The organism is Enterobacter sp. 3U4 (genome assembly GCF_057224565.1).
Genome location: NZ_CP136665.1, coordinates 2,199,524 through 2,224,550, shown reverse-complemented (window position 1 = coordinate 2,224,550; position 25,027 = coordinate 2,199,524). Strand labels below are relative to the sequence as shown.

Here is a 25,027-nt window from a genome sequence, read left to right as displayed (position 1 = left end):
GCGAGGTGACCCATGTTTAAATCGATCTTCGCCGTGGCGCTCGCGCTGGTGGCAACCTTTGCCCAGGCTGACCGTATTCGCGACCTCACCAGCGTTCAGGGCGTTCGCGAAAACTCCCTGATTGGCTATGGCCTGGTGGTCGGTCTGGATGGAACCGGTGACCAGACGACCCAGACGCCGTTCACCACCCAAAGCCTGAACAACATGCTTTCCCAGCTCGGCATTACCGTGCCGGCGGGAACCAACATGCAGCTCAAAAACGTGGCTGCGGTAATGGTCACCGCGTCCTACCCGGCGTTTGCGCGTCAGGGGCAGACCATTGACGTGGTGGTCTCCTCAATGGGTAACGCCAAAAGCCTGCGCGGCGGTACGCTGCTGATGACCCCGCTGAAGGGCGTTGACAGCCAGGTCTATGCGCTGGCGCAGGGGAACATTCTGGTCGGCGGTGCGGGTGCATCCGCAGGCGGAAGCAGCGTGCAGGTGAACCAGCTCAACGGCGGACGTATCACCAACGGGGCGATCATTGAGCGTGAACTGCCGACCCAGTTTGGCGCGGGCAACACCATCAACCTGCAGCTTAATAATGAAGACTTCACGATGGCGCAGCAGATTGCCGATACCATCAACCGCAGCCGCGGCTACGGTAATGCAACGGCACTTGATGCGCGTACCGTGCAGATCCGTACCTCCACCGGCAGCAGCAACCAGGTGCGCATGCTGGCGGATATCCAGAATATGGAAGTGAACGTTCCGGTCCAGGATGCGAAGGTCATCATCAACTCCCGTACCGGCTCGGTGGTTATGAACCGGGAAGTGTCGCTCGACAGCTGCGCCGTGGCGCAGGGTAATCTCTCCGTGACGGTAAACCGCTCCGCGAACGTGAGTCAGCCGAACACGCCATTTGGTGGCGGTCAGACGGTGGTGACGCCGCAAACGCAGATTGATATGCGCCAGAGCGGCGGGTCACTGCAAAGCGTTCGCTCCAGCGCCAACCTGAACAGCGTGGTGCGTGCCCTGAACGCCCTGGGCGCAACGCCGATGGATCTGATGTCCATCCTGCAATCGATGCAAAGCGCGGGCTGCCTGCGCGCCAAACTGGAAATCATCTAATGCTGACCGATAGCAAACTGTTGACCAGTGCAGCCTGGGATGCCCAGTCGCTCAACGAGCTGAAAACCAAAGCAGGAAAAGACCCGGCGGCGAATATCCGCCCGGTCGCCCGCCAGGTGGAAGGGATGTTTGTACAGATGATGCTGAAAAGCATGCGTGAAACCCTGCCGAAAGACGGGATGTTCAGCAGCGATTCAACGCGTCTCTACACCAGCATGTATGACCAGCAGATTGCGCAGCAGATGACCGCCGGTAAAGGCCTCGGTCTGGCTGACATGATTGTGAAACAGACCGAAGCCGCGCAGGGCATTCAGCCTCAGGATCGGCCGCAGCAGGTGCCGATGAAGTTCGACCTGGAAACGGTGACCAGCTATCAGAACCAGGCCCTGACGCAAATGGTGCGTAAAGCCATGCCAAAAGCCACGGGCAGCGGCGATGAGCCGCTCTCCGGTGACAGCAAAGACTTCCTGGCGCAGCTTTCTCTGCCTGCGCGTCTTGCCAGCCAACAGAGCGGCGTGCCGCATCACCTGATTCTGGCGCAGGCCGCGCTGGAGTCGGGCTGGGGTCAGCGCCAGATCCGTAAGGAAAACGGCGAGCCGAGCTTCAACATCTTCGGCGTGAAGGCTACTTCCAGCTGGAAGGGGCCAACCACGGAGATCACGACCACGGAATACGAGAACGGTGCGGCTGTGAAGGTGAAAGCCAAATTCCGCGTCTACAGCTCGTATCTGGAAGCCTTGTCCGATTATGTTGGCCTGCTGAGCCGAAATCCGCGCTATACCGCCGTGACGCAGGCGGCGACGGCGGAGCAGGGCGCTCAGGCGCTGCAAAACGCGGGCTACGCGACCGACCCTAACTATGCGCGTAAGCTCACCAGCATGATCCAGCAGCTGAAATCCATGGGCGAGAAGGTCAGCAAAGCCTATAGCACAGATATTGAAAATCTGTTCTGAAAGTTCTCAAGTCCCGGTGGAGGTTGCCGATAACCTTCATCAGGACTCGTGTCTGAACGTATAAAAGGAACCCCCATGTCCAGTTTGATTAACAGCGCCATGAGTGGCCTCAGTGCTGCGCAGTCGGCACTCAATACCGTCAGTAATAATATTTCAAGCTATAACGTGGCAGGCTACACTCGCCAGACCACGGTGCTGGGCGCATCTAACAGCACGCTGACCGGCGGTGGCTGGGTGGGTAACGGAGTTTATGTCTCCGGTGTCCAGCGTGAGTATGACGCCTTCATCACCAACCAGCTGCGTGCCGCGCAGACGCAGAGCAGCGGTCTGACGACGCGCTATCAGCAGATGTCAAAAATCGATGATGTGCTCTCCGATACCACCAACTCGCTCTCCACCACGCTGCAGGACTTCTTCAAAAGCCTGCAAACGCTGGTGAGCAACGCGGAAGATCCGGCTGCACGTCAGACGGTGCTGGGGAAAGCGGGCGGTCTGGTCAATCAGTTCAAAACCAACGATCAGTATCTTCGTGACCAGGATACGCAGGTGAATACCGCCATCTCAAGCAGCGTGTCTCAGATCAACAACTACGCGACGCAGATTGCGAATCTGAACGATCAGATTTCTCGTTTGACCGGCGTCGGTGCGGGCGCATCGCCTAACGACCTGCTCGACCAGCGCGATCAGCTCGTGACTGAACTGAACAAAATCGTCGGCGTGGAAGTCTCCGTACAGGACAGCGGCACGTTTAATATCTCTCTCGGCAATGGTTACAGCCTGGTGCAGGGCAGCAAAGCCAGCCAGCTGGCTGCAGTGAAGTCCAGCGCCGATCCGGCTCGTACTACCATCGCCTACGTCGATGACGTGGCGGGTAATATTGAGATCCCCGAGAAATTTATCACCACCGGCTCTTTAGGCGGTTTACTGACCTTCCGTAATGAAGATCTGGATAAAGCCCGTAACAGCCTGAACCAGATGGCGCTGGCCTTTGCCGATGCGATGAACACGCAGCATGAAGCCGGTTTTGATGCAAACGGTGATGCGGGCGGTAAGCTGTTCAACTTTGGTTCTCCGGCGGTGCTGTCCAACAGCAAGAACGGCGGGTCGGCGGTTGTTACGGCTTCGGTGGCGGACAGCAAACAGGTCCAGGCGACAGACTATAAGCTGCAGTTTAACGGCACTGACTGGACGGTCACCCGCACATCAGACAAAACCAGCTTTACGATGAGCCCGGATGCCAGCGGTAATCTGTCGTTTGATGGTCTTAACGTTAACGTGAGCGGCACGGCAAATACCAAAGACAGCTTTACCGTGAAGCCGGTTACCAACGTCATTATGAACATGGATCTGGCGATCAGCGACGAGTCCAAGCTGGCGATGGCGTCGGTGCAGAACGGCGGCGAGAGTGACAACCGTAACGGCCAGAAACTGCTCGATCTGCAAAACGGCAAAGTGGTGGGTGGGAATAAAACCTTCAACGATGCGTATGCCTCTCTGGTCAGTACCGTCGGTAGCTCAACGGCGTCACTGAAGGTGAGCAGCCAGACGAAAGCCAACGTGGAAACGCAGTTAATCAAGCAGCAGCAGACCATCTCTGGGGTAAACCTCGACGAAGAGTATGGCAATTTGCAGCGTTATCAGCAGTATTACCTGGCGAACGCCCAGGTTCTCCAGACTGCCAGTACGCTCTTCGATGCAATTATCAACATTCGTTAAGGTTGAGGTGAACAATGCGTATTAGCACCCAGATGATGTACGAGCAGAACATGCGTGGGATCACCGATTCCCAGAGCAGATGGCTGAGCTACGGTGAGCAGATGTCCACCGGCAAGCGCGTCAATCGTCCTTCGGACGATCCTATCGCCGCGTCGCAGGCCATCGTTCTGTCACAATCTCAGTCGCAAAACAGCCAGTTTGCGCTTGCGCGTACCTTTGCAACGCAGAAGGTCTCGCTGGAAGATAACGTGTTAAGCCAGGTGAACACCGCGATCTCAAGCGTGCGTGAGAAGCTGGTTTACGCCTCGAACGGCACATTAAGCGATGACGACCGTCTCTCTCTGGCGACCGATATTCAGGGGATCCGCGACCAGCTGATGAACCTGGCCAACACGACGGATGGTAATGGTCGCTTTATCTTTGCGGGATACAAAACCGAAAGCGCCCCGTTTGATGCCGCAACCGGGGATTATAACGGCGGCGCAGAGGCCATCACGCAGCAGGTTGATACGGCGCGAAATATGACCATTAGCCATACCGGACAGCAAATTTTCGAAAGCATTACCAGTAATGCGGAACAGCTGCCGGGCGGTGGATATGGCCAGACCAACATGTTCAAGATCCTGGATTCTGCCATTGCGTCGTTGAAGACACCGATTGAGAACGATCCGGCTGCCGCAACGGCACAAAACCAGGTGATTGCCAATGCGCAAATCGGCATCAAAAATGCCCAGAACAATGTCCTGACGGTCGTTGCGGATGTGGGAACCAAGATGAACGAGCTGGAAAAACTCGATACGCTGGGTGATGACCGCGCGCTGGGTCAGACCAAGCAGATGAGCGATCTGGTGGATGTTGACTGGAACGAAGCGATTTCCTCTTACACCATGCAGCAGGCGGCCTTGCAGGCGTCTTATAAAGCGTTTAGCGATATGCAGGGCATGTCTCTGTTCCAGCTGAACAAATAACATCTTGACCTCTTAGAGCATGTCTTGAAACTGGGCATGTTTTGCTGCCCAATCCGTCTGGATTGGGCATTTTTTTTATGCAACTTCCGCCGGTATGGAGGCGACTCGTGCGCTTTCTATCAGACGGATTGCCAGCGCAATGACGCCACAGACTGTTGCCAGCGCGACCACGCCCGTCCAGCCAGCCAGCGAATAGATATTGCTGCCTAACGCGGAACCCAGCGCCATTCGGATAAAGACCACCGTAAAGAGCAGGGCATTGAGACGACCCCGCGCCTGCGGTTCAAGGCTGTATACCAGGTTCTGGTGAGCGACCAGGCTTGACTGCAGACCCAGATCGAACCCGACGGCGGAGATGGCGATCAGAATCAGCTGTCCATGAACTCCCAGCGCGGGCATCAGGAACATCAGGGCGAAGGAGACGGTCACAAGAACGGCACCAAGCTGCGTGACTTTTCCTGCGCCCAGTTTATCCGCCAGCCCCCCCGCCAGCGGGGCAGCTAATGCACCGGCGGCACCGGCAATACCAAAACCACCCGCTACGGCACTACCCAGGTGATACCGTTCCAGCAGCATGACCGCGAGCGTTGACCAGAAGGCGCTAAAGGCAATCGACAGGAAACCCTGAGCCAGCGCGGCGCGGCGCAGCGCCGGATAGCGACGCCACAGATGTTCCATTGAGCGCATCAGCGCGGGGTAGCTCAGCGTGGAGTGAATGGCAAAACGGGGAAGCACAAACCACATCATCACGCCGATGAACGCAATGCTCGCCGCCGCCAGCTGGTACATAACGCGCCAGCCAAACGCTTCACCCACCACGCCGCTCACGGTTCTTGATAATAAGATACCCATCAGCAGCCCGGTCATTACCGTGCCCACGGTTTTCCCCTGTTTACCTTCCGGCGCGAGGATGGCCGCGGCAGGGACGATATCCTGCGCCATGGTAGCGGCCATGCCGATGAGCAGGCTTGCCAGCAGCAGAGAATGGATCTGCCCGGTCAGGCTACAGCCGAGAAGAAACAGCGCCAGCGCCGCACTCTTTATCAGAATTAACGTCCTGCGGTCATGGCGATCGCCGAGCGGTAGCAGGAACAGGATCCCCAGGGCATATCCCGCCTGGGTGAGCGTCGGGACCATGCCCATTCCTTCGATACTCAGGTGAAGGTCTGCGCCCATCAGCGGCAGCAAAGGCTGGGCATAATAGATAGATGCCACGCTGAAACCTGCACCGATCGCCAGCATTAAGATTACCCAGCGGCTCACGGCATGGGCGGCGGTTGTTGTGTTCATAAGATGTTCCTCATTCGTCGTGTGAGGCTATTTTTTATCAGTACGCCTTGCGACGGTAGCGGGCCCGGTGGTAAAACGCTTATACGTTGGGCGTATAGGTGAAAATGCGATGAAAAGAGCTGAGCGTATAGACAGGGTGGAGTTGATGCGGACGTTTGTTCGCATCGTGGAGGCGGGTTCCCTCTCTGCGGCGGCGCGGCAGCTGGCCACCACCCAGGCCACGGTGAGCAGACGGTTACAGTCGCTTGAGACGATGCTGGGCGTACGCCTGATATTGCGCACCACCCATACGACGCGGCTGACGGATGACGGTGAGCGCTGCTATCAGCACGCCCGTCGGGTGATTGACAGCTGGCTGGCGCTGGAAGATGAGGTGGGGCAGACGGAAGATGAGCCCGTAGGCGTGCTGCGGGTGCGCGCTCCGCACGCGTTTGGTCAGGATCAGCTCCTGAAACCCGTAACCGAATTTTTGCAACGCTATCCGCAGCTTTCGATTGAGTGGATGCTCAACGATCGGTCGGCGGATTTCCTCGGCGACAACCTTGACTGCGCTATTCGGGTGGGCGTGGAGGTCGATCCGGCGACCGTGTCCGTGCTGCTGGCGGAAGTGCCGCGCTCGGTGGTGGCCGCGCCGGCACTGCTGGCACGCTTCCCGGCGGTGAATACGCCGGAAGATTTACAGCAGTTTCCCTGGATAGCCATCAGCTCTTTCTACCAGCGCCACGTGGAGCTTTTTCACGATGCCTCGCCTGCTACCGCGCGGATTGCTATTACGCCACGCCTAAGTACCGACAGCCTGTACGTCGCACGTAATACGGCACTTACCGGCCTTGGCGTGGCGGTGGTCTCCAGCTGGACGGTACAGGACGATATTCGGGAAGGGCGGCTGGTGCATTTGCTGCCGGAGTGGCAGCCAGCGGCGCTACCGGTGCATCTGGTTTATCCCTGGTCCCGTTATTATCCGGCACGCTTGCGGCGTTTTCTGGAGCTGATGCGGCAGGTCATGCCGGAAGTCACCGGGATGAGAAAGCCCGTGCAGCAGCCATAAAAAAAGCCGACCCTGAGGTCGGCTTTTTACTTTCAGCGTCGTTATTCGACAGACTGCGGTCGCGTTGCCGGTGCAGTCGCCTGATGCGTTGCACTGTGGCCGCCTGCAGCGCCTTTACCGTCGAAGCTGAACGCCGGGCGAACCCAGTCGCTGTGACGCGGTGCTTCAGGCACGTAATCCGGCGCCGGAGCGCGGGTCATCGGTGCTGTCGCCACGTGGGCAGCGGCTGGCGCAGAAACAACCGGCTCTGGTTTCACTTCAGGCGCTTTCGGTTCTTCAACAACCGGTTCAACCTCAACCTCAATCTCAACGTCCTGAACGACTTCTTCAGTGGTCGTTTCGACAATGGCTTCAACGGTGTCTTCCACTGCGGCTACAGGTTCAGCTTCTTCAGCGATTTCCTCAGCCACCACCACATCTTCTTCAGCAATAAGCTGCGGTTCGGCATCAACCGGCGCGGCAATTACTTCCGGATGCGTGGTTTCGACCTCAGCTGCCTGAGGTGCTTCCGCTTCAACAACCTGAGGTTCAACCACGGTTGCCGCTTCAGCCACAACGTCTTCTACCGCTGCCGCTGGTGCAATTACCTCTTCGGTTACAGGCTGTTCTTCAACAACCTGCTCCGGACGGGCAACCGGGTAGCGGATCCAGACTTTGCCGGAAGCCATTTCTGGCGAAGCACAGGCAATGGTCAGCGGCATTGGCGACTGAGTCGGGTAACGCTCGTCACGATAGCGACGACGGCGCTGGCCGCTGACGCGCAGATGACGTGGGGAACGACGTGAACGGCGCGGCATGCCTGCGTTATCACGGTTTTCACCGTTTTCATCCTGCTCAACGTTCTGCTCAACGTTGTTATCAACGACCGCTGGCAGGTCAACTTTTGCCAGCTGCGTACCAGTTGCGCTCTCACCGGTCTCAACCGGGACGATTGCTGACTCTTCGGTTGCTTCTGAGGCGAAGCGGACTTTCTGAGCAAGCTGACGCTGTTTACGACGCGGCATGACCTGAGTACGTTCTTCCTGCTCGCCGTCCTGCTGTTCAACAGGCTCTTCGCGGTTCAGGTTTTTGACTTCCTGCTGTGCCTGACGCTTCTCGTCGTTACGGCGACGGTTGCGTTCACGGCGCGGCTGCTGGTCGTCACGCTGTTTGCTCTTCTCAGACTCATCGCCCGCCTGCTGGCGAATTTCACGATCTTCAACATTCTGCTGCTGCTTCTCGCGACGGTTGCGGCGGTTGTCTTCGCGCTGCTCACGGCCTTCGTTATTCTCAGAGCGGTTGTCACGGTTGTCACGACGCTCGCTGCGGTCATTACGATCGCTACGGTCGTTGCGATCGTTGCGGTCGCGGCGGTTGTTCTGACGCTTACGGCGGTCCTGCTGACGTTCAGGCTTGGCCGCTTTTGGCTCTTCTTTCGGCTGCTCTGGCTGAACTTCTTCGCCAGCAAACATCTTCTTCAGCGCGCCGAAGAAGCGGCTCAGCAGACCCGGCTGTGCCGGCTGGGCTTTCTCTACCGCTGCTTCTGGTTTCTGCGCCGCAGGTTTGGCCGCTGGTTTTTCCAGGGCCGCTTCCGGTGGGGCTTCTGGCATGATGAAGGTGGCTAACGCAGGCTGCTCTGGCAGTTTACGCTCGGCTGGCTCTTCATCTGAAGGCAGGGCCATCTCTTCTTCGTGCAGCTTCGGCAGCAGGTAGCTGAGCGTTGACGTCTCTTCGCCTTTACGGACACGCAGCACGTGATAGTGCGGGGTTTCCATCTGGTCGTTTGGCACGATGATGCAGCGAACGCCGCCCTGACGCGCTTCAATCGCGCTTACCGCTGCACGTTTTTCGTTCAGCAGGTAGGAGGCAATTGGCACAGGAACAATCGCGTGAACCTCTTTGGTATTCTCTTTCAGCGCTTCTTCTTCAATCAGACGCAGGATAGAGAGGGACAGAGATTCGTTATCACGCACGGTACCGGTGCCGGAGCAGCGCGGACAAACGTGATGGCTGGACTCACCCAGCGACGGGCTCAGACGCTGGCGGGACATCTCCAGCAGGCCAAAGCGTGAGATATGGCTAATCTGGATACGCGCACGATCCTGACGCACCGCTTCGCGCAGGCGGTTTTCAACCGCGCGCTGGTGACGAACAGGGGTCATGTCGATGAAGTCGATAACAATCAGACCGCCCAGGTCGCGCAGGCGAAGCTGGCGGGCGATTTCATCAGCGGCTTCAAGGTTGGTGTTGAAGGCGGTCTCTTCGATATCGCCACCGCGCGTTGCGCGAGCGGAGTTGATGTCGATAGCGGTCAGCGCTTCAGTGGTATCGATAACGATAGAACCGCCGGACGGCAGACGCACTTCACGCTGGAAGGCGGATTCAATCTGGGATTCGATCTGATAGTGGCTGAACAGCGGGATTTCACCGGTGTACAGTTTAATTTTGCTGGTGAAATCTGGACGGCCCAGTGCGGCGATGTGCTGGCGCGCCAGCTCAAGCACTTTCGGGTTATCGATCAGAATCTCACCGATGTCCTGACGCAGATAGTCACGGAAGGCACGCACGATCACGTTGCTTTCCTGGTGGATCAGGAACGGAGCAGGGCGGCTTTCCGCTGCTTTCTGGATGGCTTCCCAGTGCTTCAGACGGAAGCTCAGGTCCCACTGCAGCGCTTCGGCTGATTTGCCCACGCCCGCGGTACGCACGATAAGCCCCATGCCATCAGGCAGTTCAAGGCTTGCCAGCGCTTCTTTCAGCTCGGTACGGTCATCACCTTCGATACGGCGAGAGATGCCACCCGCACGCGGGTTGTTAGGCATCAGAACCAGATAGCTCCCTGCCAGGCTGATAAAGGTAGTCAGTGCGGCACCTTTGTTGCCACGCTCTTCTTTATCAATCTGAACGATAACTTCCTGACCTTCACGCAGAACATCTTTGATGTTTGGTCGGCCATGGGCGTTGTAGTTTGCAGGGAAATATTCGCGGGCGATTTCTTTCAGAGGGAGGAAACCATGACGCTCAGCACCGTAATCGACAAATGCAGCTTCAAGGCTTGGTTCAATGCGGGTGATTTTACCTTTGTAAATGTTCGCTTTTTTCTGTTCGTGTCCAGGACTTTCGATATCCAGATCGTACAGGCGCTGCCCATCCACAAGGGCGACACGCAACTCTTCTTGCTGAGTTGCGTTGATTAACATTCTTTTCATCGTAACTTACTCGTTATTCTTACATTGACGACAAAGCTGCGGGCAAGGTGACGCTTTCCGGGGTATGAACCGATGGCCTCGTGTCTGTTCACGTCGCCAACCTCACGGTTGTCGCTCGCTTAAGAGGCGCAGAGTGTCGGTTGCCTGTATTTCATACGGAAACACAGCGCAATTATCAGGGGAATTGCCTGGGTAGAACTCTCCAGAGAACAATCCTTATACCGGGAAGTACTGCAACCCGCAGCCCGCTAACTGCCTGAAAGATCAATACGTCTTACGCCATTGCTGCGTGGATGATCGGTCAGACAAAATTGGTCATTCCGTCAACATCCTTACTTAACCAGGATTTAACACGGAAAACAGCCTCATTATTCCACTGCTCGCCGGGTTATAGCAAGATGACTTTTACCAATTATCACCCGGTTACTCACAGTTTCTTCACTTCAGAATGGCGATTGGTTTAATAACCACCAAATCGGTTGCGCGAAACGGGGGACAGGCCGGATAAAAGTAAATATAAGCATAGAAAAATGAGTGGCGCTAATGGCTGTCGATATTTAGAATCGCCAACCATGAAAACAGAGACTCCAGCCGTAAAAATGGTTGCCATCGCCGAAGATGAAGCGGGGCAACGTATCGATAACTTTTTGCGCACCCAGCTCAAAGGGGTGCCAAAGAGCATGATTTACCGCATCCTGCGTAAGGGCGAGGTGCGGGTTAACAAAAAACGCGTGAAGCCTGAGTACAAACTCGAGGCGGGCGATGAAGTGCGTATTCCGCCGGTGCGCGTTGCAGAACGCGAAGAAGAGACCGTTTCACCGAAGCTACAGAAAGTGGCGGCCCTTAGCGATGTCATCCTTTACGAAGATGACCATATTCTGGTGCTAAATAAACCGTCAGGAACGGCAGTCCATGGCGGTAGCGGTCTGAGCTTCGGCGTGATTGAAGGGCTGCGTGCCCTGCGCCCGGAAGCGCGCTTCCTTGAGCTGGTGCACCGTCTGGACCGTGACACCTCTGGCGTACTGCTGGTGGCGAAAAAGCGTTCCGCGCTGCGTTCTCTGCACGAACAGCTGCGTGAGAAAGGGATGCAGAAAGACTATCTGGCGCTGGTGCGCGGCCAGTGGCAGTCCCATGTAAAAGTGGTGCAGGCGCCGCTGCTGAAGAACATTCTGCAAAGCGGTGAGCGTATTGTCCGCGTGAGCCAGGAAGGGAAACCGTCTGAGACGCGCTTTAAGGTTGAAGAGCGCTATGAGTTTGCCACGCTGGTGCGCTGCAGCCCGGTGACCGGTCGTACCCACCAGATCCGCGTGCATACGCAGTTTGCAGGGCACCCCATCGCCTTTGACGACCGCTATGGCGACCGCGAGTTTGATAAGCAGCTGGCGGGAACGGGACTCTCGCGTCTGTTCCTGCATGCGGCAGCGCTGAAGTTTACCCATCCGAATACTGGTGAAGTCATCCGTATTGAAGCGCCGCTGGATGAGCAGCTGAAACGCTGTCTTAAGGTTCTGCGCGGCTAAGGTAAACGTAAAACGGCAACATTCGTTGCCGTTTTTAATGTTTGCTCCCTCTCCCCGTGAGAGAGGGCCGGGGGTGAGGGCATCAGCCCGCAGTCTAGTCGGCCCATGCAAGCGAAGCGCCGCTGGGCAAAAGTCACATGATCAGCGGATTACACTCTTCTCGCCGTAACATCTGACACAAGGCAATCAGCGGTAACCCCACCAGGGTGTTGGGATCCCGACCGTCCAGCTTGTCGAACAGCGCAATCCCCAGCCCTTCACTTTTAAAGCTCCCCGCGCAGTTCAGCGGACGTTCCCGACGCACATAATCCATAATCTCTTGCTCGCTGAGATGGCGGAAGTGTACGTCGAACGGCTCGCATTCGGTCTGCAGATGACCGGAGGCGGAGTTATAGAGCGCCAGGCCGGTATAAAAGGTCACGATAGTGCCTCGCGCACGCAGAAGCTGCTGGCAGGCGTTCTCCTCCGTATGGGGCTTGCCGGTGATTTCGCCGTCCAGCACGCAAACCTGGTCGGAGCCTATAATCAAATGCGAAGGATAGCGTGCGGCCAGCGACTGCGCCTTCTCCTTAGCAAGACGCGTTACCAGATGGCGCGGTGACTCGCCCGGCTGTGGCGTCTCATCCACCTCTGGCGCGGCGCATTCAAACGGGATCCCGAGCTTCTCCAGCAGCATTCGGCGGTAGGGAGAGGTGGAAGCAAGGACGAGATTTGGCATATTTTTATCACCAGATATAGCGTATCGATGCCAGCCATTTTAAACTACAGGCCGCAATGTGTGCGAATAATTGGCAAAAGGCAGCTCTGGTTGCCTTTTTCTTTGACTCTATGACGTTACAAAGTTAATATGCGCGCCCTATGCAAAAGGTAAAATTACCCCTGACTCTTGATCCGGTCCGTACGGCTCAAAAACGCCTCGATTACGAAGGTATCTATACTTCCGATCAGGCTGAGCGTATTGCCGAATCCGTAGTCAGTGTGGACAGTGATGTAGAATGCTCCATGTCGTTCGCTATCGACAACCAGCGTCTCGCCGTTTTAACCGGTGATGCAAAGGTGACGGTAACGCTCGAGTGTCAGCGTTGCGGGAAACCGTTTGTACAGCATGTTCACACAACGTATTGTTTCAGTCCCGTTCGTTCTGACGAACAGGCTGAAGCACTCCCGGAAGCGTATGAGCCGATTGAGGTTAACGAATTCGGTGAAATCGATCTTCTGGCTCTGGTTGAAGATGAAATCATCCTCACCTTGCCAGTGGTTCCGGTGCATGATTCTGAACACTGTGAAGTGTCCGAGGCGGACATGGTCTTTGGGGAACTGCCTGATGAAGCGCAAAAACCAAACCCATTTGCCGTATTAGCCAGCTTAAAGCGTAAGTAATTGAGGAGTAAGGTCCATGGCCGTACAACAGAATAAACCAACCCGTTCCAAACGTGGCATGCGTCGTTCCCATGACGCGCTGACTGCAGTTACCAGCCTGTCTGTAGACAAGACTTCTGGTGAGAAACACCTGCGTCACCACATCACCGCTGACGGTTTCTACCGCGGCCGCAAGGTTATCACTAAGTAATCACGCGCAAGCGTGATTAGGCTTAGTGAGGATTTCCCCGTGCAAACGGGGAATTTACCGAACCAGGCTGCGACGATACCTTGACACGTCTAACCCTGGCGTTAGATGTCATGGGGGGCGATTTTGGCCCTTCCGTGACAGTGCCTGCAGCATTGCAGGCACTGAATTCTAATTCGCAACTCACACTTCTTTTAGTCGGCAATCCCGACACAATCACGCCATTACTCGCAAAAGCTGACTTTGAACAACGTTCGCGTCTGCAGATTATTCCTGCGCAGTCAGTTATTGCCAGTGATGCCCGACCCTCGCAGGCGATTCGCAATAGTCGCGGCAGCTCTATGCGAATAGCGCTGGAGCTGGTGAAAGAAGGGCGAGCTCAGGCTTGCGTCAGCGCGGGGAATACCGGCGCGCTGATGGGGCTGTCGAAATTGCTGCTCAAACCTATTGAAGGTATTGAGCGTCCGGCGCTGGTAACGGTGTTACCGCATCAGCAGAAGGGCAGGACGGTGGTGCTCGATTTGGGCGCTAACGTCGACTGTGATAGTACTATGCTGGCTCAGTTTGCCGTGATGGGATCGGTGCTGGCAGAAGAAGTGGTCGGGATCAACACTCCCCGTGTTGCGTTACTGAACATTGGTGAAGAAGAGACCAAAGGCCTGGACAGCATTCGCGAAGCGGCTGAATTGCTCAAACAGGTTCCCTCCATCAACTATATTGGTTATCTCGAGGCCAATGAGTTGTTGACGGGTAAAACGGATGTTCTGGTGTGCGATGGCTTCACCGGAAACGTAACGTTGAAGACCATGGAAGGGGTCGTGCGCATGTTTCTTTCTCTGCTGAAATCTCAGGGAGAAGGCAAAAAAAGCGCCTGGTGGCTAATTTTATTGAAGCGTTGGTTACAAAAGAGCCTGACGCGGCGATTCAGTCACCTCAACCCCGACCAGTATAATGGCGCCTGTCTGTTAGGATTGCGCGGCATCGTGATTAAGAGTCATGGCGCCGCCAATCAGCGAGCATTTGCTGTCGCGATTGAACAGGCAGTGCAGGCGGTGCAGCGACAAGTCCCTCAGCGGATTGCCGCTCGCCTGGAATCTGTATTAGCTAAAAGTGACTGAGCGTACATGTATACGAAGATTTTAGGTACCGGCAGCTACCTGCCAAAACAAGTGCGTACCAACGCCGATCTGGAAAAAATGGTAGATACGTCTGACGAGTGGATTGTCACGCGCACAGGTATCCGTGAACGTCGTATTGCCGCGCCAGACGAAACTGTGTCGACCATGGGTTACGAAGCCGCACAGCGTGCTATCGAAATGGCGGGCATTGATAAAGAACAGATTGGCTTGATCGTGGTCGCCACGACGTCCGCCACGCACGCTTTCCCAAGCGCTGCGTGCCAGGTGCAAAACATGCTCGGCATTAAAGGCTGCCCGGCGTTTGACGTCGCTGCCGCGTGCGCAGGCTTCACCTATGCGCTGAGCGTTGCCGATCAGTACGTGAAATCCGGTGCCGTTAAATATGCGCTGGTGATCGGTGCTGACGTGCTGGCGCGTACCTGCGATCCAACCGATCGCGGAACGATCATTATTTTTGGTGATGGTGCGGGTGCGGTGCTGCTGGGGCAGTCCGAAGAGCCGGGTATCATCTCTACGCATCTGCATGCTGATGGCAGCTATGGCGAACTGTTGACCCTGCCTAACGCCGATCGCGTTAATCCGGACAACTCGATTTACCTGACCATGGCAGGGAACGAGGTGTTCAAGGTGGCGGTGACTGAGCTTGCACACATCGTTGATGAAACGCTGGAAGCGAATAACCTTGAGCGCTCTGCCCTCGACTGGCTGGTGCCGCATCAGGCGAACCTGCGTATCATCAGCGCAACCGCGAAAAAGCTGGGCATGTCGATGGATAACGTTGTAGTGACGCTGGATCGTCACGGCAACACCTCTGCGGCGTCGGTACCGTGCGCATTTGATGAAGCGGTACGCGATGGACGAATCAAACGGGGCCAGCTGGTCTTGCTTGAAGCCTTTGGTGGCGGGTTCACCTGGGGTTCCGCGCTGGTTCGTTTCTAGTATAAGGAATAAAAAATGACGCAATTTGCTTTTGTGTTCCCGGGCCAGGGCTCTCAAACCGTTGGGATGTTGTCTGAAATGGCAGCACATTATCCGGTCATTGAAGAGACTTTCCGTGAAGCTTCTGATGCACTGGGTTATGATTTATGGGCGCTGACCCAGCAGGGTCCGGCCGAAGAGCTGAACAAAACCTGGCAGACCCAGCCAGCGCTGCTGACCGCGTCCGTTGCGCTGTGGCGTGTCTGGCAGCAGCAGGGCGGTAAAGCGCCAGCGCTGCTCGCGGGCCATAGTCTTGGTGAATACTCTGCGCTGGTGTGCGCCGGCGTGATCGCGTTTGCTGACGCGGTACGTCTGGTGGAACTGCGCGGCAAATTTATGCAGGAAGCGGTGCCGGAAGGCACGGGCGGTATGTCTGCCATCATCGGTCTGGATGATGCTGCAATTGCAAAAGCGTGTGAAGAATCTGCTGAAGGCCAGGTTGTCTCGCCAGTGAACTTCAACTCGCCGGGCCAGGTAGTTATCGCCGGTCATAAAGAAGCGGTTGAACGTGCGGGTGCGGCCTGTAAAGCCGCGGGTGCTAAGCGTGCGCTGCCGCTGCCGGTTAGCGTGCCGTCGCACTGTGCGCTGATGAAGCCTGCTGCTGAAAAACTGGCGGTTGAGCTGGAAAAAATTACGTTTAACGCACCGACGATTTCCGTTGTGAACAACGTCGATGTGAAATGCGAAACCTCGCCGGAAGCTATCCGTGACGCACTGGTTCGCCAGCTCTACAGCCCGGTACAGTGGACTAAAACCGTTGAGTTTATGGCCTCTCAGGGCGTTGAGCATCTGTATGAAGTCGGCCCAGGGAAAGTCCTCACCGGTCTGACAAAACGTATTGTTGACACCCTGACAGCCTCGGCGATTAACGAGCCGGAAGCGATGTCAGCGGCACTCTCGCAATAAAAGAGGAATACCATGAGTTTTGAAGGAAAAATCGCCCTGGTCACTGGCGCAAGCCGCGGTATCGGGCGTGCAATTGCTGAAACACTGGTTGCGCGCGGCGCGAAGGTGATTGGTACAGCAACCAGCGAGAATGGCGCTCAGGCCATCAGCGAGTATCTGGGTGCAAACGGTAAAGGTCTGGTTCTGAATGTGACTGAACCTGCATCTATCGAATCTGTTCTGGAAAATATTCGCGCAGAGTTTGGCGAAGTGGATATTCTGGTAAACAACGCCGGGATCACTCGCGATAATCTGTTAATGCGAATGAAAGACGACGAGTGGAACGATATCATCGAAACCAACCTGTCATCTGTATTCCGTCTGTCAAAAGCGGTAATGCGCGCTATGATGAAAAAGCGTCATGGTCGTATTATCACTGTCGGTTCTGTGGTTGGTACCATGGGAAATGCTGGTCAGGCTAACTACGCTGCGGCGAAAGCAGGTCTGATTGGTTTCAGTAAGTCGCTGGCGCGTGAAGTTGCGTCCCGCGGTATTACGGTAAACGTTGTTGCTCCGGGCTTTATTGAAACGGACATGACGCGTGCGCTGACTGATGAGCAGCGTGCGGGTACGCTGGCGGCAGTTCCGGCGGGTCGTCTTGGCGACCCTAAAGAAATCGCCAGTGCGGTTGCATTTTTAGCCTCTGACGAGGCGGGTTACATCACTGGTGAGACCCTCCACGTCAACGGCGGGATGTATATGGTTTAACCACGATAAAAAAATTTGCGTTATTTGGGTAAAAGGCCTCAAAATAACGTAAAATCGTGGTAAGAACTGCCGGGATTTAGTTGCAAATTTTTCAACATTTTATACACTACGAAAACCATCGCGAAAGCGAGTTTTGATAGGAAATTTAAGAGTATGAGCACTATCGAAGAACGCGTTAAGAAAATTATCGGCGAACAGCTGGGCGTTAAGCAGGAAGAAGTTGTGAACTCCGCTTCCTTCGTTGAAGACCTGGGCGCAGATTCTCTTGACACCGTTGAGCTGGTAATGGCTCTGGAAGAAGAGTTTGATACTGAGATTCCGGACGAAGAAGCTGAGAAGATCACCACCGTTCAGGCTGCCATTGATTACATCAACGGTCACCAGGCGTAAGTGAACATCTCCAGGCGGTCATTCGACCGCCTGAGTTTTATCTTTTTTAGTCCCACGAATCTCTTTTTTTATCCCTCCCTGGAGGACAAACGTGTCTAAGCGTCGTGTAGTTGTGACCGGACTTGGCATGTTGTCTCCTGTCGGCAATACCGTAGAGTCCACCTGGAAAGCTCTCCTTGCCGGTCAGAGCGGCATCAGCCTAATCGACCATTTCGATACTAGCGCCTATGCAACGAAATTTGCTGGCTTAGTAAAGGATTTTAACTGTGAAGAGATCATCTCGCGTAAAGAACAGCGCAAGATGGATGCCTTCATTCAATATGGAATTGTCGCTGGCGTTCAGGCCATGCAGGATTCTGGCCTTGAGATTACGGAAGAGAACGCAACCCGTATCGGCGCCGCTATCGGCTCCGGGATTGGCGGTCTTGGCCTGATCGAGGAAAACCATACATCTCTGATGAATGGCGGCCCGCGTAAGATCAGCCCGTTCTTCGTTCCGTCCACGATTGTTAACATGGTGGCGGGTCACCTGACCATCATGTTCGGCCTGCGTGGGCCAAGCATTTCTATCGCGACCGCCTGTACGTCTGGCGTACATAACATCGGCCAGGCCGCGCGCATTATTGCGTACGGCGATGCAGATGCTATGGTTGCGGGCGGTGCTGAAAAAGCCAGTACCCCGCTGGGTGTTGGCGGTTTTGGTGCGGCGCGTGCGCTGTCTACCCGTAATGATAACCCGCAGGCGGCGAGCCGTCCGTGGGATAAAGACCGTGACGGCTTTGTGCTGGGCGACGGGGCGGGCATGATCGTACTGGAAGAGTACGAACACGCGAAAAAACGCGGTGCGAAAATCTATGCTGAAATCGTTGGTTTCGGCATGAGCAGCGATGCTTATCACATGACGTCTCCTCCTGAGAACGGCGCGGGTGCTGCGCTGGCGATGGAAAACGCGATTCGTGATGCGGGTATTACCCCAGCACAAATTGGCTACGTGAACGCACACGGCACCTCTACGCCAGCAGGCGATAAAGCTGAAGCTCAGGCGGTTAAGTCTATCTTCGGCGAGTCTGCCAGCCGCGTAATGGTGAGCTCCACCAAGTCCATGACCGGTCACCTGTTGGGTGCGGCGGGTGCAGTAGAGTCGATCTACTCCATCCTTGCGCTGCGCGATCAGGCTATTCCGCCAACCATCAACCTGGATAACCCGGATGAAGGTTGCGATCTGGACTTCGTTCCTCACGAAGCGCGTCAGGTGAGCGGTATGGAGTACACCCTGTGTAACTCCTTCGGCTTCGGCGGCACCAACGGCTCTCTGATCTTCAAAAAGATCTGATCCTGACGTCCCGATAGCTTTTAAAAAGGTCCGCTTGCCGGGCCTTTTTTATTAAGGCTAATCTTCTTGTCGGCTGCAAGACATGCTGCCAGACTAAACGCCCACGCATAAGGAGCCACCATGTTTTTAATCAATGGCCTTGAGCAGGAAACGCTGCCTGCCAGCGACAGGGCGATACAGTTTGGTGATGGTTGCTTTACGACAGCGCGCATTCTGGATGGCGGTGTCTGCCTGCTGGATGCGCACATTCGACGCCTGCAGCATGGCTGTGAAAAGCTAATGATCCCCTTTACGCACTGGGACACGTTGCGCCAGGAAATGTGCCTGCTGGCAACCGGGAAGAATAGCGGCGTACTCAAAGTCATCATTAGCCGCGGCAGTGGTGGCCGGGGGTACAGTGCCGCATCGTGTATCAACCCTACGCGTATTCTCTCCGTTTCTGCTTATCCCACGCATTACTCTCGCTGGCGAGAAGACGGCGTCACGCTGACGCTGAGCCCGGTACGACTGGGACGAAACCCGATGCTGGCCGGACTGAAGCATCTCAATCGCCTGGAGCAGGTGCTCATTCGTACTCATCTTGAACAGACGGACGCCGATGAGGCGCTGGTTCTTGACAGCGAAGGGTTCATTACGGAATGCTGTGCGGCTAATTTACTCTGGCGGCAGGGGGGAGAAGTGTTCACTCCATCGCTTGAGCACGCTGGCGTAAATGGGTTAATGCGTCAGTTTTGTCTGCAACAGCTGGCACGCTCTGGCTATCGCGTTGTCGAAGTTAGCGCAGGAGAAGCCGCGCTACAGACTGCCGATGAAGTCATCATCTGCAATGCGCTGATGCCTGTTGTACCCGTCCGTGCGTATGGCCAACAACGCTGGTCTTCGCGCGAGCTGTTTCAGTTTTTAGCCCCGATATGTGAGCAAACCAGATAGTCATGAAAAAAATGTTGCGCTTTGTCCTTATCCTCATCGTTGCGCTGGGCGTCGCTGGCGGAGCTGGCGTATGGAAAGTTCGCCAGCTGGCTGACAGCAAGATCCTGGTTAAAGACGAAACGATCTTTACCCTGAAAGCGGGAACCGGCCGCCAGGCGCTTGGGGAACAGCTCTATGGCGACAAGATTATCAATCGCCCACGGGTATTCCAGTGGTTATTGCGCGTGGAGCCTGAGCTGTCACATTTCAAAGCCGGGACCTATCGCTTTACGCCGGGAATGACCGTCAGAGAGATGCTGCAGCTGCTGGAAAGCGGCAAAGAAGCCCAGTTCCCCCTGCGGTTTGTGGAAGGGATGCGCCTGAGCGATTACCTCAAACAGCTGCGCGATGCGCCGTATATCAAACATACCCTGAAGGATGACAGCTACCAGACGGTGGCCGACGTGCTCAAGTTTGAGCATCCCGAATGGGTGGAAGGCTGGTTCTGGCCAGATACCTGGATGTACACCGCCGGCACGACCGATGTGGCGATACTGAAGCGGGCGCACAAAAAAATGGTCGCCGCCGTGGATGCCGCCTGGGAAGGGCGAATGGATGGTTTACCTTATAAAGATCAAAACCAGTTTGTCACCATGGCCTCGATTATCGAGAAAGAGACCGCCGTTGCCGCCGAACGCGATCGGGTGGCGTCAGTATTTATCAACCGTTTGCGCATTGGCATGCGCCTGCAAACCGACCCTACCGTCATCTACGGCATGGGCGAGAGCTATACGGGCAAGATCTCCAGAAAAGATCTGGAGACGCCAACGGCGTATAATACCTACGTGATTAGCGGTTTACCGCCTGGTCCGATTGCCACGCCGAGCGAAGCGTCACTCAAAGCCGCCGCGCATCCGGCGAAAACACCGTATCTCTATTTTGTGGCTGATGGAAAAGGGGGACACGCCTTTAACACCAACCTTGCCAGCCACAATCGCTCTGTTCAGGACTATCTGAAGGCACTTAAGGAAAAAAATGCGCAGTAAATACATTGTCATTGAGGGACTCGAAGGGGCGGGTAAAACCACCGCCCGCAACGTGGTGGTGGATACGCTCAAAGCGCTTGGCGTGGCGGACATGGTATTTACCCGCGAGCCGGGCGGCACGCAGCTGGCTGAAAAGCTCCGTAGCCTGGTGCTGGATATCAAATCCGTCGGCGACGAAATTATCACTGACAAAGCCGAAGTGCTGATGTTCTACGCGGCGCGCGTTCAGCTGGTTGAGACGGTGATCAAACCCGCCCTGGCCGACGGCAAGTGGGTGATCGGCGACCGTCACGATCTGTCGACTCAGGCGTATCAGGGTGGCGGACGCGGCATCGACCAGACCATGCTGGCCACCCTGCGTAATGCCGTTTTAGGTGATTTTCGCCCCGACCTGACGCTCTATCTGGATGTGACTCCGGAAGTGGGCCTCAAGCGTGCCCGCGCTCGCGGCGAGCTGGACCGCATTGAACAAGAGTCGTTTGATTTCTTTAACCGTACCCGCGCGCGCTATCTTGAACTGGCCGCACAGGACAGCTCAATTTGTACCATCGATGCGACGCAATCCCTGGACGACGTCACGCGCGACATTCAGCAAACCGTGACGCAGTGGGTGCAGGAGCAGCAGGCATGAAATGGTATCCATGGTTGCGCCCACACTTTGAACAGCTGATCGGCAGCTATCAGGCGGGGCGGGGGCATCATGCGTTACTGATTCAGGCATTGCCGGGGATGGGCGATGATGCGTTGATTTATGCCATCACCCGTTTTCTGATGTGCCAGCAGCCGGAAGGGCATAAGAGCTGCGGCAAATGCCGCGGCTGCCAGCTGATGCAGGCGGGCACGCACCCTGACTACTACACCCTTGAGCCTGAGAAGGGGAAAAGCGCGCTGGGTATCGATGCCGTGCGGGAAGTCAGTGAAAAATTGTACGAACACGCGCGACTGGGCGGCGCTAAAGTGGTCTGGCTCAAAGACGCCACGCAGCTTACCGAAGCGGCGGCTAACGCCCTGCTGAAAACCCTGGAAGAGCCGCCGGTTAAAACGTGGTTTTTCCTCTCGTGCCGCGACCCGGGACGCTTGCTGGCGACGCTGCGCAGCCGCTGTCGTCTTCATCACCTGGCGGTACCTCAGGAATCGTGGGCGCTGAGCTGGCTTGAGCGTGAGGTGACCACGTCACCTGAGAGCGCCCTGAGCGCCTTGCGTCTGAGCAGCGGCGCGCCCGCGGCGGCGCTGGCATTACTGCAGCCTGACGTCTGGTCAGAGCGAGAAACGCTTTGCCGGACCGTCGAAACGGCACTGAATAACCACGACTGGCTAAGCGTATTGCCTGCGCTTAACAGCGATCGGGCCGTTGAGCGTCTGCACTGGCTGGCCTCGTTGCTGCTGGATGCACTCAAAATTCAGCAAGGGGCAACGCTGCTGACCAACCCGGACGCGTGGCCACTGGTGAATACGCTGGCGAACCGCCTTTCAGGGAAGATTCTTCATGCGATGCTTCATGAAATTTGCCAGAGCCGAGAACAGCTTTTAACCGTGACGGGTCTTAATCGCGAGCTTTTACTGACCGACCAGTTACTGCGTATTGAACACTACCTGCAACCCGGCGTCACACCGCCGGTTTCCCATCTCTGAGAGAGACATTATGTTTTTAGTCGACTCACACTGCCATCTTGATGGCCTGGATTATCAATCCCTGCATAAAAACGTGGATGACGTGCTGGCGAAAGCCGCCGCCCGCGATGTGAAATTCTGCCTTGCGGTAGCGACGACGCTGCCGGGCTATCGCACGATGCGCGAGCTGGTGGGCGTTCGCGATAACGTGGTGTTCTCCTGCGGCGTACACCCCCTGAACCAGGATGAAGAATATGACGTTGACGATTTGCGTCGTCTGGCCGCGGAAGAGGGCGTGGTGGCAATGGGAGAGACCGGGCTGGACTATTTTTACACGCCGGAAACCAAACCGCGCCAGCAGGAGTCCTTCCGCAACCATATCCGCATTGGCCGGGAGCTGAACAAGCCGGTTATCGTCCACACCCGCGATGCGCGTGCGGATACCCTGGCGATCCTCCGGGAAGAAAACGTGACGGATTGCGGTGGCGTACTACACTGTTTCACAGAAGACAGAGAAACGGCGGGTAAGCTGCTTGATTTGGGGTTTTATATCTCGTTTTCGGGGATCGTGACGTTCCGTAACGCTGAGCAGCTGCGTGATGCTGCACGTTATGTTCCGCTCGATCGCATTCTGGTGGAGACAGATTCTCCTTATCTCGCACCGGTGCCGCATCGCGGTAAAGAGAACCAGCCCGCTATGACGAGAGATGTGGCTGAGTACATGGCCGTACTGAAGGGCGTCAGCATCGATGAGCTGGCCCGCGTGACGACGGAAAACTTCTCCACGCTGTTCCATATCGACCCCGCCCGCCTGCAATCTGTCTGATACACCTGTTTTTTTTAGGCTCGTAATTAATAAGTAAAGCGAGTAAAGTTCACCGCCTCATTTGGGGCGGTGAGGGTGTTTTTAGACACATCCGGACATGCTTTTTGTAAAAAACTGAAAGTTTTTCGACCGCCTTAAGCTGAAACGTGATAGCCGTCAAACAAACTCAGAGGGAATTATTTTACTCTGTGTAATAAATAAAGGGCGCTTAGATGTCCTGTCCACGGCGCGGTACTCCCCCCGGGCCAATGCGTGAAAGCGTAAAAAAAGCACAAATACTCAGGAGCACTCTCAATTATGTTTAAGAATGCATTTGCTAACCTGCAAAAGGTCGGTAAATCGCTGATGCTGCCAGTATCCGTACTGCCTATCGCAGGTATCCTGCTGGGTGTCGGTTCTGCTAACTTCAGCTGGCTGCCAGCCGTAGTCTCCCACGTGATGGCCGAAGCAGGCGGTTCTGTCTTTGCTAACATGCCACTGATCTTCGCGATCGGTGTGGCTCTGGGCTTCACTAATAACGACGGCGTTTCTGCGCTGGCTGCAGTGGTTGCCTACGGCATCATGGTAAAAACCATGGCCGTGGTTGCGCCGCTGGTTCTGCATTTACCGGCAGAAGAGATCGCTGCGAAACACCTGGCAGACACCGGTGTTCTGGGCGGTATCATCTCCGGTGCGATTGCAGCGTATATGTTTAACCGCTTCTATCGCATCAAGCTGCCTGAGTATCTGGGCTTCTTCGCGGGCAAGCGTTTCGTTCCGATCATCTCTGGTCTGGCAGCGATTTTCACTGGCGTGATCCTGTCCTTCATCTGGCCACCAATCGGCTCCGCTATCCAGACCTTCTCTCAGTGGGCTGCTTACCAGAACCCGGTTGTGGCGTTTGGTATCTACGGCTTCATCGAGCGTTGCCTGGTGCCATTTGGTCTGCACCACATCTGGAACGTTCCATTCCAGATGCAGATTGGTGAATTCACCAACGCAGCAGGTCAGGTATTCCACGGCGATATCCCACGTTACATGGCGGGCGACCCAACTGCAGGTAAACTGTCTGGTGGCTTCCTGTTCAAAATGTACGGTCTGCCAGCAGCGGCGATTGCTATCTGGCACTCTGCTAAGCCAGAGAACCGTGCAAAAGTGGGCGGTATCATGATCTCCGCAGCGTTGACCTCGTTCCTGACCGGTATCACCGAGCCGATCGAGTTCTCCTTCATGTTCGTTGCGCCGATCCTGTACGTTATCCACGCGATTCTGGCGGGCCTGGCGTTCCCAATCTGTATCCTGCTGGGTATGCGTGACGGTACATCCTTCTCTCACGGCCTGATCGACTTCATCGTTCTGTCCGGTAACAGCAGCAAACTGTGGCTGTTCCCAATCGTGGGTGCGTGCTATGCCGTTGTTTACTACACCATCTTCCGCGTGCTGATTAAAGCACTGGACCTGAAAACTCCGGGTCGTGAAGATGCGACAGAAGACAGCAAAGCTGGCGCGACCAGCGAAATGGCTCCGGCACTGGTTGCAGCGTTCGGCGGTAAAGAGAACATCACTAACCTGGACGCGTGCATCACTCGTCTGCGTGTGAGCGTTGCCGACGTAGCGAAAGTAGACCAGCCGGGTCTGAAAAAACTGGGCGCAGCGGGCGTAGTTGTTGCAGGTTCTGGTGTACAGGCAATTTTCGGTACCAAATCCGATAACCTGAAAACCGAAATGGATGAGTACATCCGCAGCAACTAAGTTGTGACCTGGGGAGACTAAGGCAGCCGAATGGCTGCCTTTTTTATTTGT

Annotated in this window: 23 protein-coding genes; 20 read left to right on the top strand and 3 right to left on the bottom strand. The window is 55.8% G+C overall.

Annotated features, from left to right (window positions below):
• The first annotated feature begins 12 nt into the window (after window positions 1–12).
• From RVY89_RS10625 to flgL, 4 genes are all read left to right on the top strand, one after another.
• Window positions 13–1,110 carry a flagellar basal body P-ring protein FlgI gene (locus tag RVY89_RS10625; RefSeq protein ID WP_029740346.1) on the top strand — a complete coding sequence of 366 codons (1,098 nt, stop codon included), beginning with the start codon at window positions 13–15 and terminating at the stop codon, window positions 1,108–1,110.
• Window positions 1,110–2,063: a flagellar assembly peptidoglycan hydrolase FlgJ gene (gene flgJ, locus RVY89_RS10620; RefSeq protein WP_484827791.1), complete on the top strand. Its 954-nt coding sequence runs from the start codon at window positions 1,110–1,112 to the stop codon at window positions 2,061–2,063. Before RVY89_RS10625 ends, flgJ begins: the two co-directional genes overlap by 1 nt.
• A 75-nt stretch (window positions 2,064–2,138) precedes the next feature.
• Window positions 2,139–3,779 (top strand): flagellar hook-associated protein FlgK, encoded by a 1,641-nt coding sequence (flgK, locus tag RVY89_RS10615; protein WP_484827790.1) that lies wholly within the window; start codon window positions 2,139–2,141, stop codon window positions 3,777–3,779.
• Between the two features lie 14 nt (window positions 3,780–3,793).
• The gene (gene flgL, locus RVY89_RS10610; RefSeq protein WP_484827789.1) at window positions 3,794–4,747 is read left to right on the top strand and encodes a flagellar hook-associated protein FlgL; all 954 of its coding nucleotides are present in this window, start codon (window positions 3,794–3,796) and stop codon (window positions 4,745–4,747) included.
• Between the two features lie 75 nt (window positions 4,748–4,822).
• On the opposite strand, the gene RVY89_RS10605 is transcribed toward flgL, so the two are convergent.
• Complete coding sequence (locus RVY89_RS10605; protein ID WP_484827788.1) at window positions 4,823–6,037, bottom strand: MFS transporter; 1,215 nt, start codon at window positions 6,035–6,037, stop codon at window positions 4,823–4,825.
• A 145-nt stretch (window positions 6,038–6,182) separates the two neighbouring features.
• Between RVY89_RS10605 and RVY89_RS10600 the strand changes: the two genes are divergently transcribed.
• Window positions 6,183–7,085: a LysR family transcriptional regulator gene (locus RVY89_RS10600; RefSeq protein WP_052119531.1), complete on the top strand. Its 903-nt coding sequence runs from the start codon at window positions 6,183–6,185 to the stop codon at window positions 7,083–7,085.
• A gap of 41 nt (window positions 7,086–7,126) precedes the next feature.
• Here RVY89_RS10600 and rne read toward each other — a convergent pair whose 3' ends face one another.
• Window positions 7,127–10,273 carry a ribonuclease E gene (rne, locus tag RVY89_RS10595; RefSeq protein WP_484827787.1) on the bottom strand — a complete coding sequence of 1,049 codons (3,147 nt, stop codon included), beginning with the start codon at window positions 10,271–10,273 and terminating at the stop codon, window positions 7,127–7,129.
• 572 nt (window positions 10,274–10,845) lie between these two features.
• Here rne and rluC point away from each other — a divergent pair.
• Window positions 10,846–11,793, top strand: a complete 948-nt coding sequence (rluC, locus tag RVY89_RS10590) for a 23S rRNA pseudouridine(955/2504/2580) synthase RluC (protein ID WP_021240761.1) — start codon at window positions 10,846–10,848, stop codon at window positions 11,791–11,793.
• Between the two features lie 133 nt (window positions 11,794–11,926).
• On the opposite strand, the gene RVY89_RS10585 is transcribed toward rluC, so the two are convergent.
• Window positions 11,927–12,511, bottom strand: a complete 585-nt coding sequence (locus RVY89_RS10585; protein WP_484827786.1) for a Maf family protein — start codon at window positions 12,509–12,511, stop codon at window positions 11,927–11,929.
• A gap of 140 nt (window positions 12,512–12,651) precedes the next feature.
• On the opposite strand from RVY89_RS10585, the gene yceD reads away from it, so the two are divergent.
• The 14 genes from yceD to ptsG all read left to right on the top strand — a co-directional run bounded on the left by yceD (window position 12,652) and on the right by ptsG (window position 24,976).
• Entirely contained in the window at window positions 12,652–13,173 is a 522-nt protein-coding gene (yceD, locus tag RVY89_RS10580; protein WP_014883375.1) for a 23S rRNA accumulation protein YceD, read from the top strand.
• 16 nt (window positions 13,174–13,189) lie between these two features.
• Window positions 13,190–13,363, top strand: a complete 174-nt coding sequence (rpmF, locus tag RVY89_RS10575; RefSeq protein ID WP_003857964.1) for a 50S ribosomal protein L32 — start codon at window positions 13,190–13,192, stop codon at window positions 13,361–13,363.
• 80 nt (window positions 13,364–13,443) lie between these two features.
• Complete coding sequence (plsX, locus tag RVY89_RS10570; protein ID WP_484827785.1) at window positions 13,444–14,478, top strand: phosphate acyltransferase PlsX; 1,035 nt, start codon at window positions 13,444–13,446, stop codon at window positions 14,476–14,478.
• 6 nt (window positions 14,479–14,484) lie between these two features.
• Entirely contained in the window at window positions 14,485–15,438 is a 954-nt protein-coding gene (locus tag RVY89_RS10565) for a beta-ketoacyl-ACP synthase III (RefSeq protein ID WP_008500797.1), read from the top strand.
• Between the two features lie 15 nt (window positions 15,439–15,453).
• Window positions 15,454–16,383, top strand: coding sequence for an ACP S-malonyltransferase (gene fabD, locus RVY89_RS10560; RefSeq protein ID WP_484827784.1), 930 nt, complete (start codon window positions 15,454–15,456; stop codon window positions 16,381–16,383).
• Between the two features lie 12 nt (window positions 16,384–16,395).
• On the top strand, window positions 16,396–17,130 hold the full coding sequence (gene fabG, locus RVY89_RS10555; protein WP_008500795.1) for a 3-oxoacyl-ACP reductase FabG: 735 nt from the start codon (window positions 16,396–16,398) through the stop codon (window positions 17,128–17,130).
• A gap of 153 nt (window positions 17,131–17,283) precedes the next feature.
• Window positions 17,284–17,520 (top strand): acyl carrier protein, encoded by a 237-nt coding sequence (gene acpP / locus RVY89_RS10550; protein ID WP_003857954.1) that lies wholly within the window; start codon window positions 17,284–17,286, stop codon window positions 17,518–17,520.
• A gap of 91 nt (window positions 17,521–17,611) precedes the next feature.
• Window positions 17,612–18,853, top strand: a complete 1,242-nt coding sequence (gene fabF / locus RVY89_RS10545; protein ID WP_484827783.1) for a beta-ketoacyl-ACP synthase II — start codon at window positions 17,612–17,614, stop codon at window positions 18,851–18,853.
• 120 nt (window positions 18,854–18,973) lie between these two features.
• Window positions 18,974–19,783 carry an aminodeoxychorismate lyase gene (gene pabC / locus RVY89_RS10540; RefSeq protein WP_484827782.1) on the top strand — a complete coding sequence of 270 codons (810 nt, stop codon included), beginning with the start codon at window positions 18,974–18,976 and terminating at the stop codon, window positions 19,781–19,783.
• 2 nt (window positions 19,784–19,785) lie between these two features.
• Window positions 19,786–20,808 (top strand): cell division protein YceG, encoded by a 1,023-nt coding sequence (yceG, locus tag RVY89_RS10535; RefSeq protein ID WP_484827781.1) that lies wholly within the window; start codon window positions 19,786–19,788, stop codon window positions 20,806–20,808.
• Window positions 20,798–21,439 carry a dTMP kinase gene (gene tmk / locus RVY89_RS10530; RefSeq protein WP_484827780.1) on the top strand — a complete coding sequence of 214 codons (642 nt, stop codon included), beginning with the start codon at window positions 20,798–20,800 and terminating at the stop codon, window positions 21,437–21,439. Before yceG ends, tmk begins: the two co-directional genes overlap by 11 nt.
• Entirely contained in the window at window positions 21,436–22,440 is a 1,005-nt protein-coding gene (holB, locus tag RVY89_RS10525) for a DNA polymerase III subunit delta' (protein ID WP_484827779.1), read from the top strand. The genes tmk and holB overlap by 4 nt, the downstream gene beginning before the upstream one ends.
• A 10-nt stretch (window positions 22,441–22,450) precedes the next feature.
• A complete protein-coding gene (locus RVY89_RS10520; protein ID WP_371897747.1) occupies window positions 22,451–23,245 on the top strand; it encodes a metal-dependent hydrolase in 795 nt (264 codons plus the stop codon).
• A 297-nt stretch (window positions 23,246–23,542) separates the two neighbouring features.
• The gene (ptsG, locus tag RVY89_RS10515; protein ID WP_023311158.1) at window positions 23,543–24,976 is read left to right on the top strand and encodes a PTS glucose transporter subunit IIBC; all 1,434 of its coding nucleotides are present in this window, start codon (window positions 23,543–23,545) and stop codon (window positions 24,974–24,976) included.
• The last annotated feature ends 51 nt before the right edge of the window (window positions 24,977–25,027 follow it).

Coding starts and splice junctions, on each gene's coding strand:
- fabD (WP_484827784.1), top strand. CDS start 15,454: ATGACGCAATTTGCTTTTGTGTTCCCGGGCCAGGGCTCTCAAACCGTT.
- rluC (WP_021240761.1), top strand. CDS start 10,846: ATGAAAACAGAGACTCCAGCCGTAAAAATGGTTGCCATCGCCGAAGAT.
- ptsG (WP_023311158.1), top strand. CDS start 23,543: ATGTTTAAGAATGCATTTGCTAACCTGCAAAAGGTCGGTAAATCGCTG.
- rne (WP_484827787.1), bottom strand. CDS start 10,273: ATGAAAAGAATGTTAATCAACGCAACTCAGCAAGAAGAGTTGCGTGTC.
- RVY89_RS10585 (WP_484827786.1), bottom strand. CDS start 12,511: ATGCCAAATCTCGTCCTTGCTTCCACCTCTCCCTACCGCCGAATGCTG.
- RVY89_RS10625 (WP_029740346.1), top strand. CDS start 13: ATGTTTAAATCGATCTTCGCCGTGGCGCTCGCGCTGGTGGCAACCTTT.
- pabC (WP_484827782.1), top strand. CDS start 18,974: ATGTTTTTAATCAATGGCCTTGAGCAGGAAACGCTGCCTGCCAGCGAC.
- flgJ (WP_484827791.1), top strand. CDS start 1,110: ATGCTGACCGATAGCAAACTGTTGACCAGTGCAGCCTGGGATGCCCAG.
- flgL (WP_484827789.1), top strand. CDS start 3,794: ATGCGTATTAGCACCCAGATGATGTACGAGCAGAACATGCGTGGGATC.
- RVY89_RS10605 (WP_484827788.1), bottom strand. CDS start 6,037: ATGAACACAACAACCGCCGCCCATGCCGTGAGCCGCTGGGTAATCTTA.
- tmk (WP_484827780.1), top strand. CDS start 20,798: ATGCGCAGTAAATACATTGTCATTGAGGGACTCGAAGGGGCGGGTAAA.
- RVY89_RS10600 (WP_052119531.1), top strand. CDS start 6,183: ATGCGGACGTTTGTTCGCATCGTGGAGGCGGGTTCCCTCTCTGCGGCG.
- acpP (WP_003857954.1), top strand. CDS start 17,284: ATGAGCACTATCGAAGAACGCGTTAAGAAAATTATCGGCGAACAGCTG.
- rpmF (WP_003857964.1), top strand. CDS start 13,190: ATGGCCGTACAACAGAATAAACCAACCCGTTCCAAACGTGGCATGCGT.
- fabG (WP_008500795.1), top strand. CDS start 16,396: ATGAGTTTTGAAGGAAAAATCGCCCTGGTCACTGGCGCAAGCCGCGGT.
- yceG (WP_484827781.1), top strand. CDS start 19,786: ATGAAAAAAATGTTGCGCTTTGTCCTTATCCTCATCGTTGCGCTGGGC.
- RVY89_RS10520 (WP_371897747.1), top strand. CDS start 22,451: ATGTTTTTAGTCGACTCACACTGCCATCTTGATGGCCTGGATTATCAA.
- holB (WP_484827779.1), top strand. CDS start 21,436: ATGAAATGGTATCCATGGTTGCGCCCACACTTTGAACAGCTGATCGGC.
- yceD (WP_014883375.1), top strand. CDS start 12,652: ATGCAAAAGGTAAAATTACCCCTGACTCTTGATCCGGTCCGTACGGCT.
- flgK (WP_484827790.1), top strand. CDS start 2,139: ATGTCCAGTTTGATTAACAGCGCCATGAGTGGCCTCAGTGCTGCGCAG.
- RVY89_RS10565 (WP_008500797.1), top strand. CDS start 14,485: ATGTATACGAAGATTTTAGGTACCGGCAGCTACCTGCCAAAACAAGTG.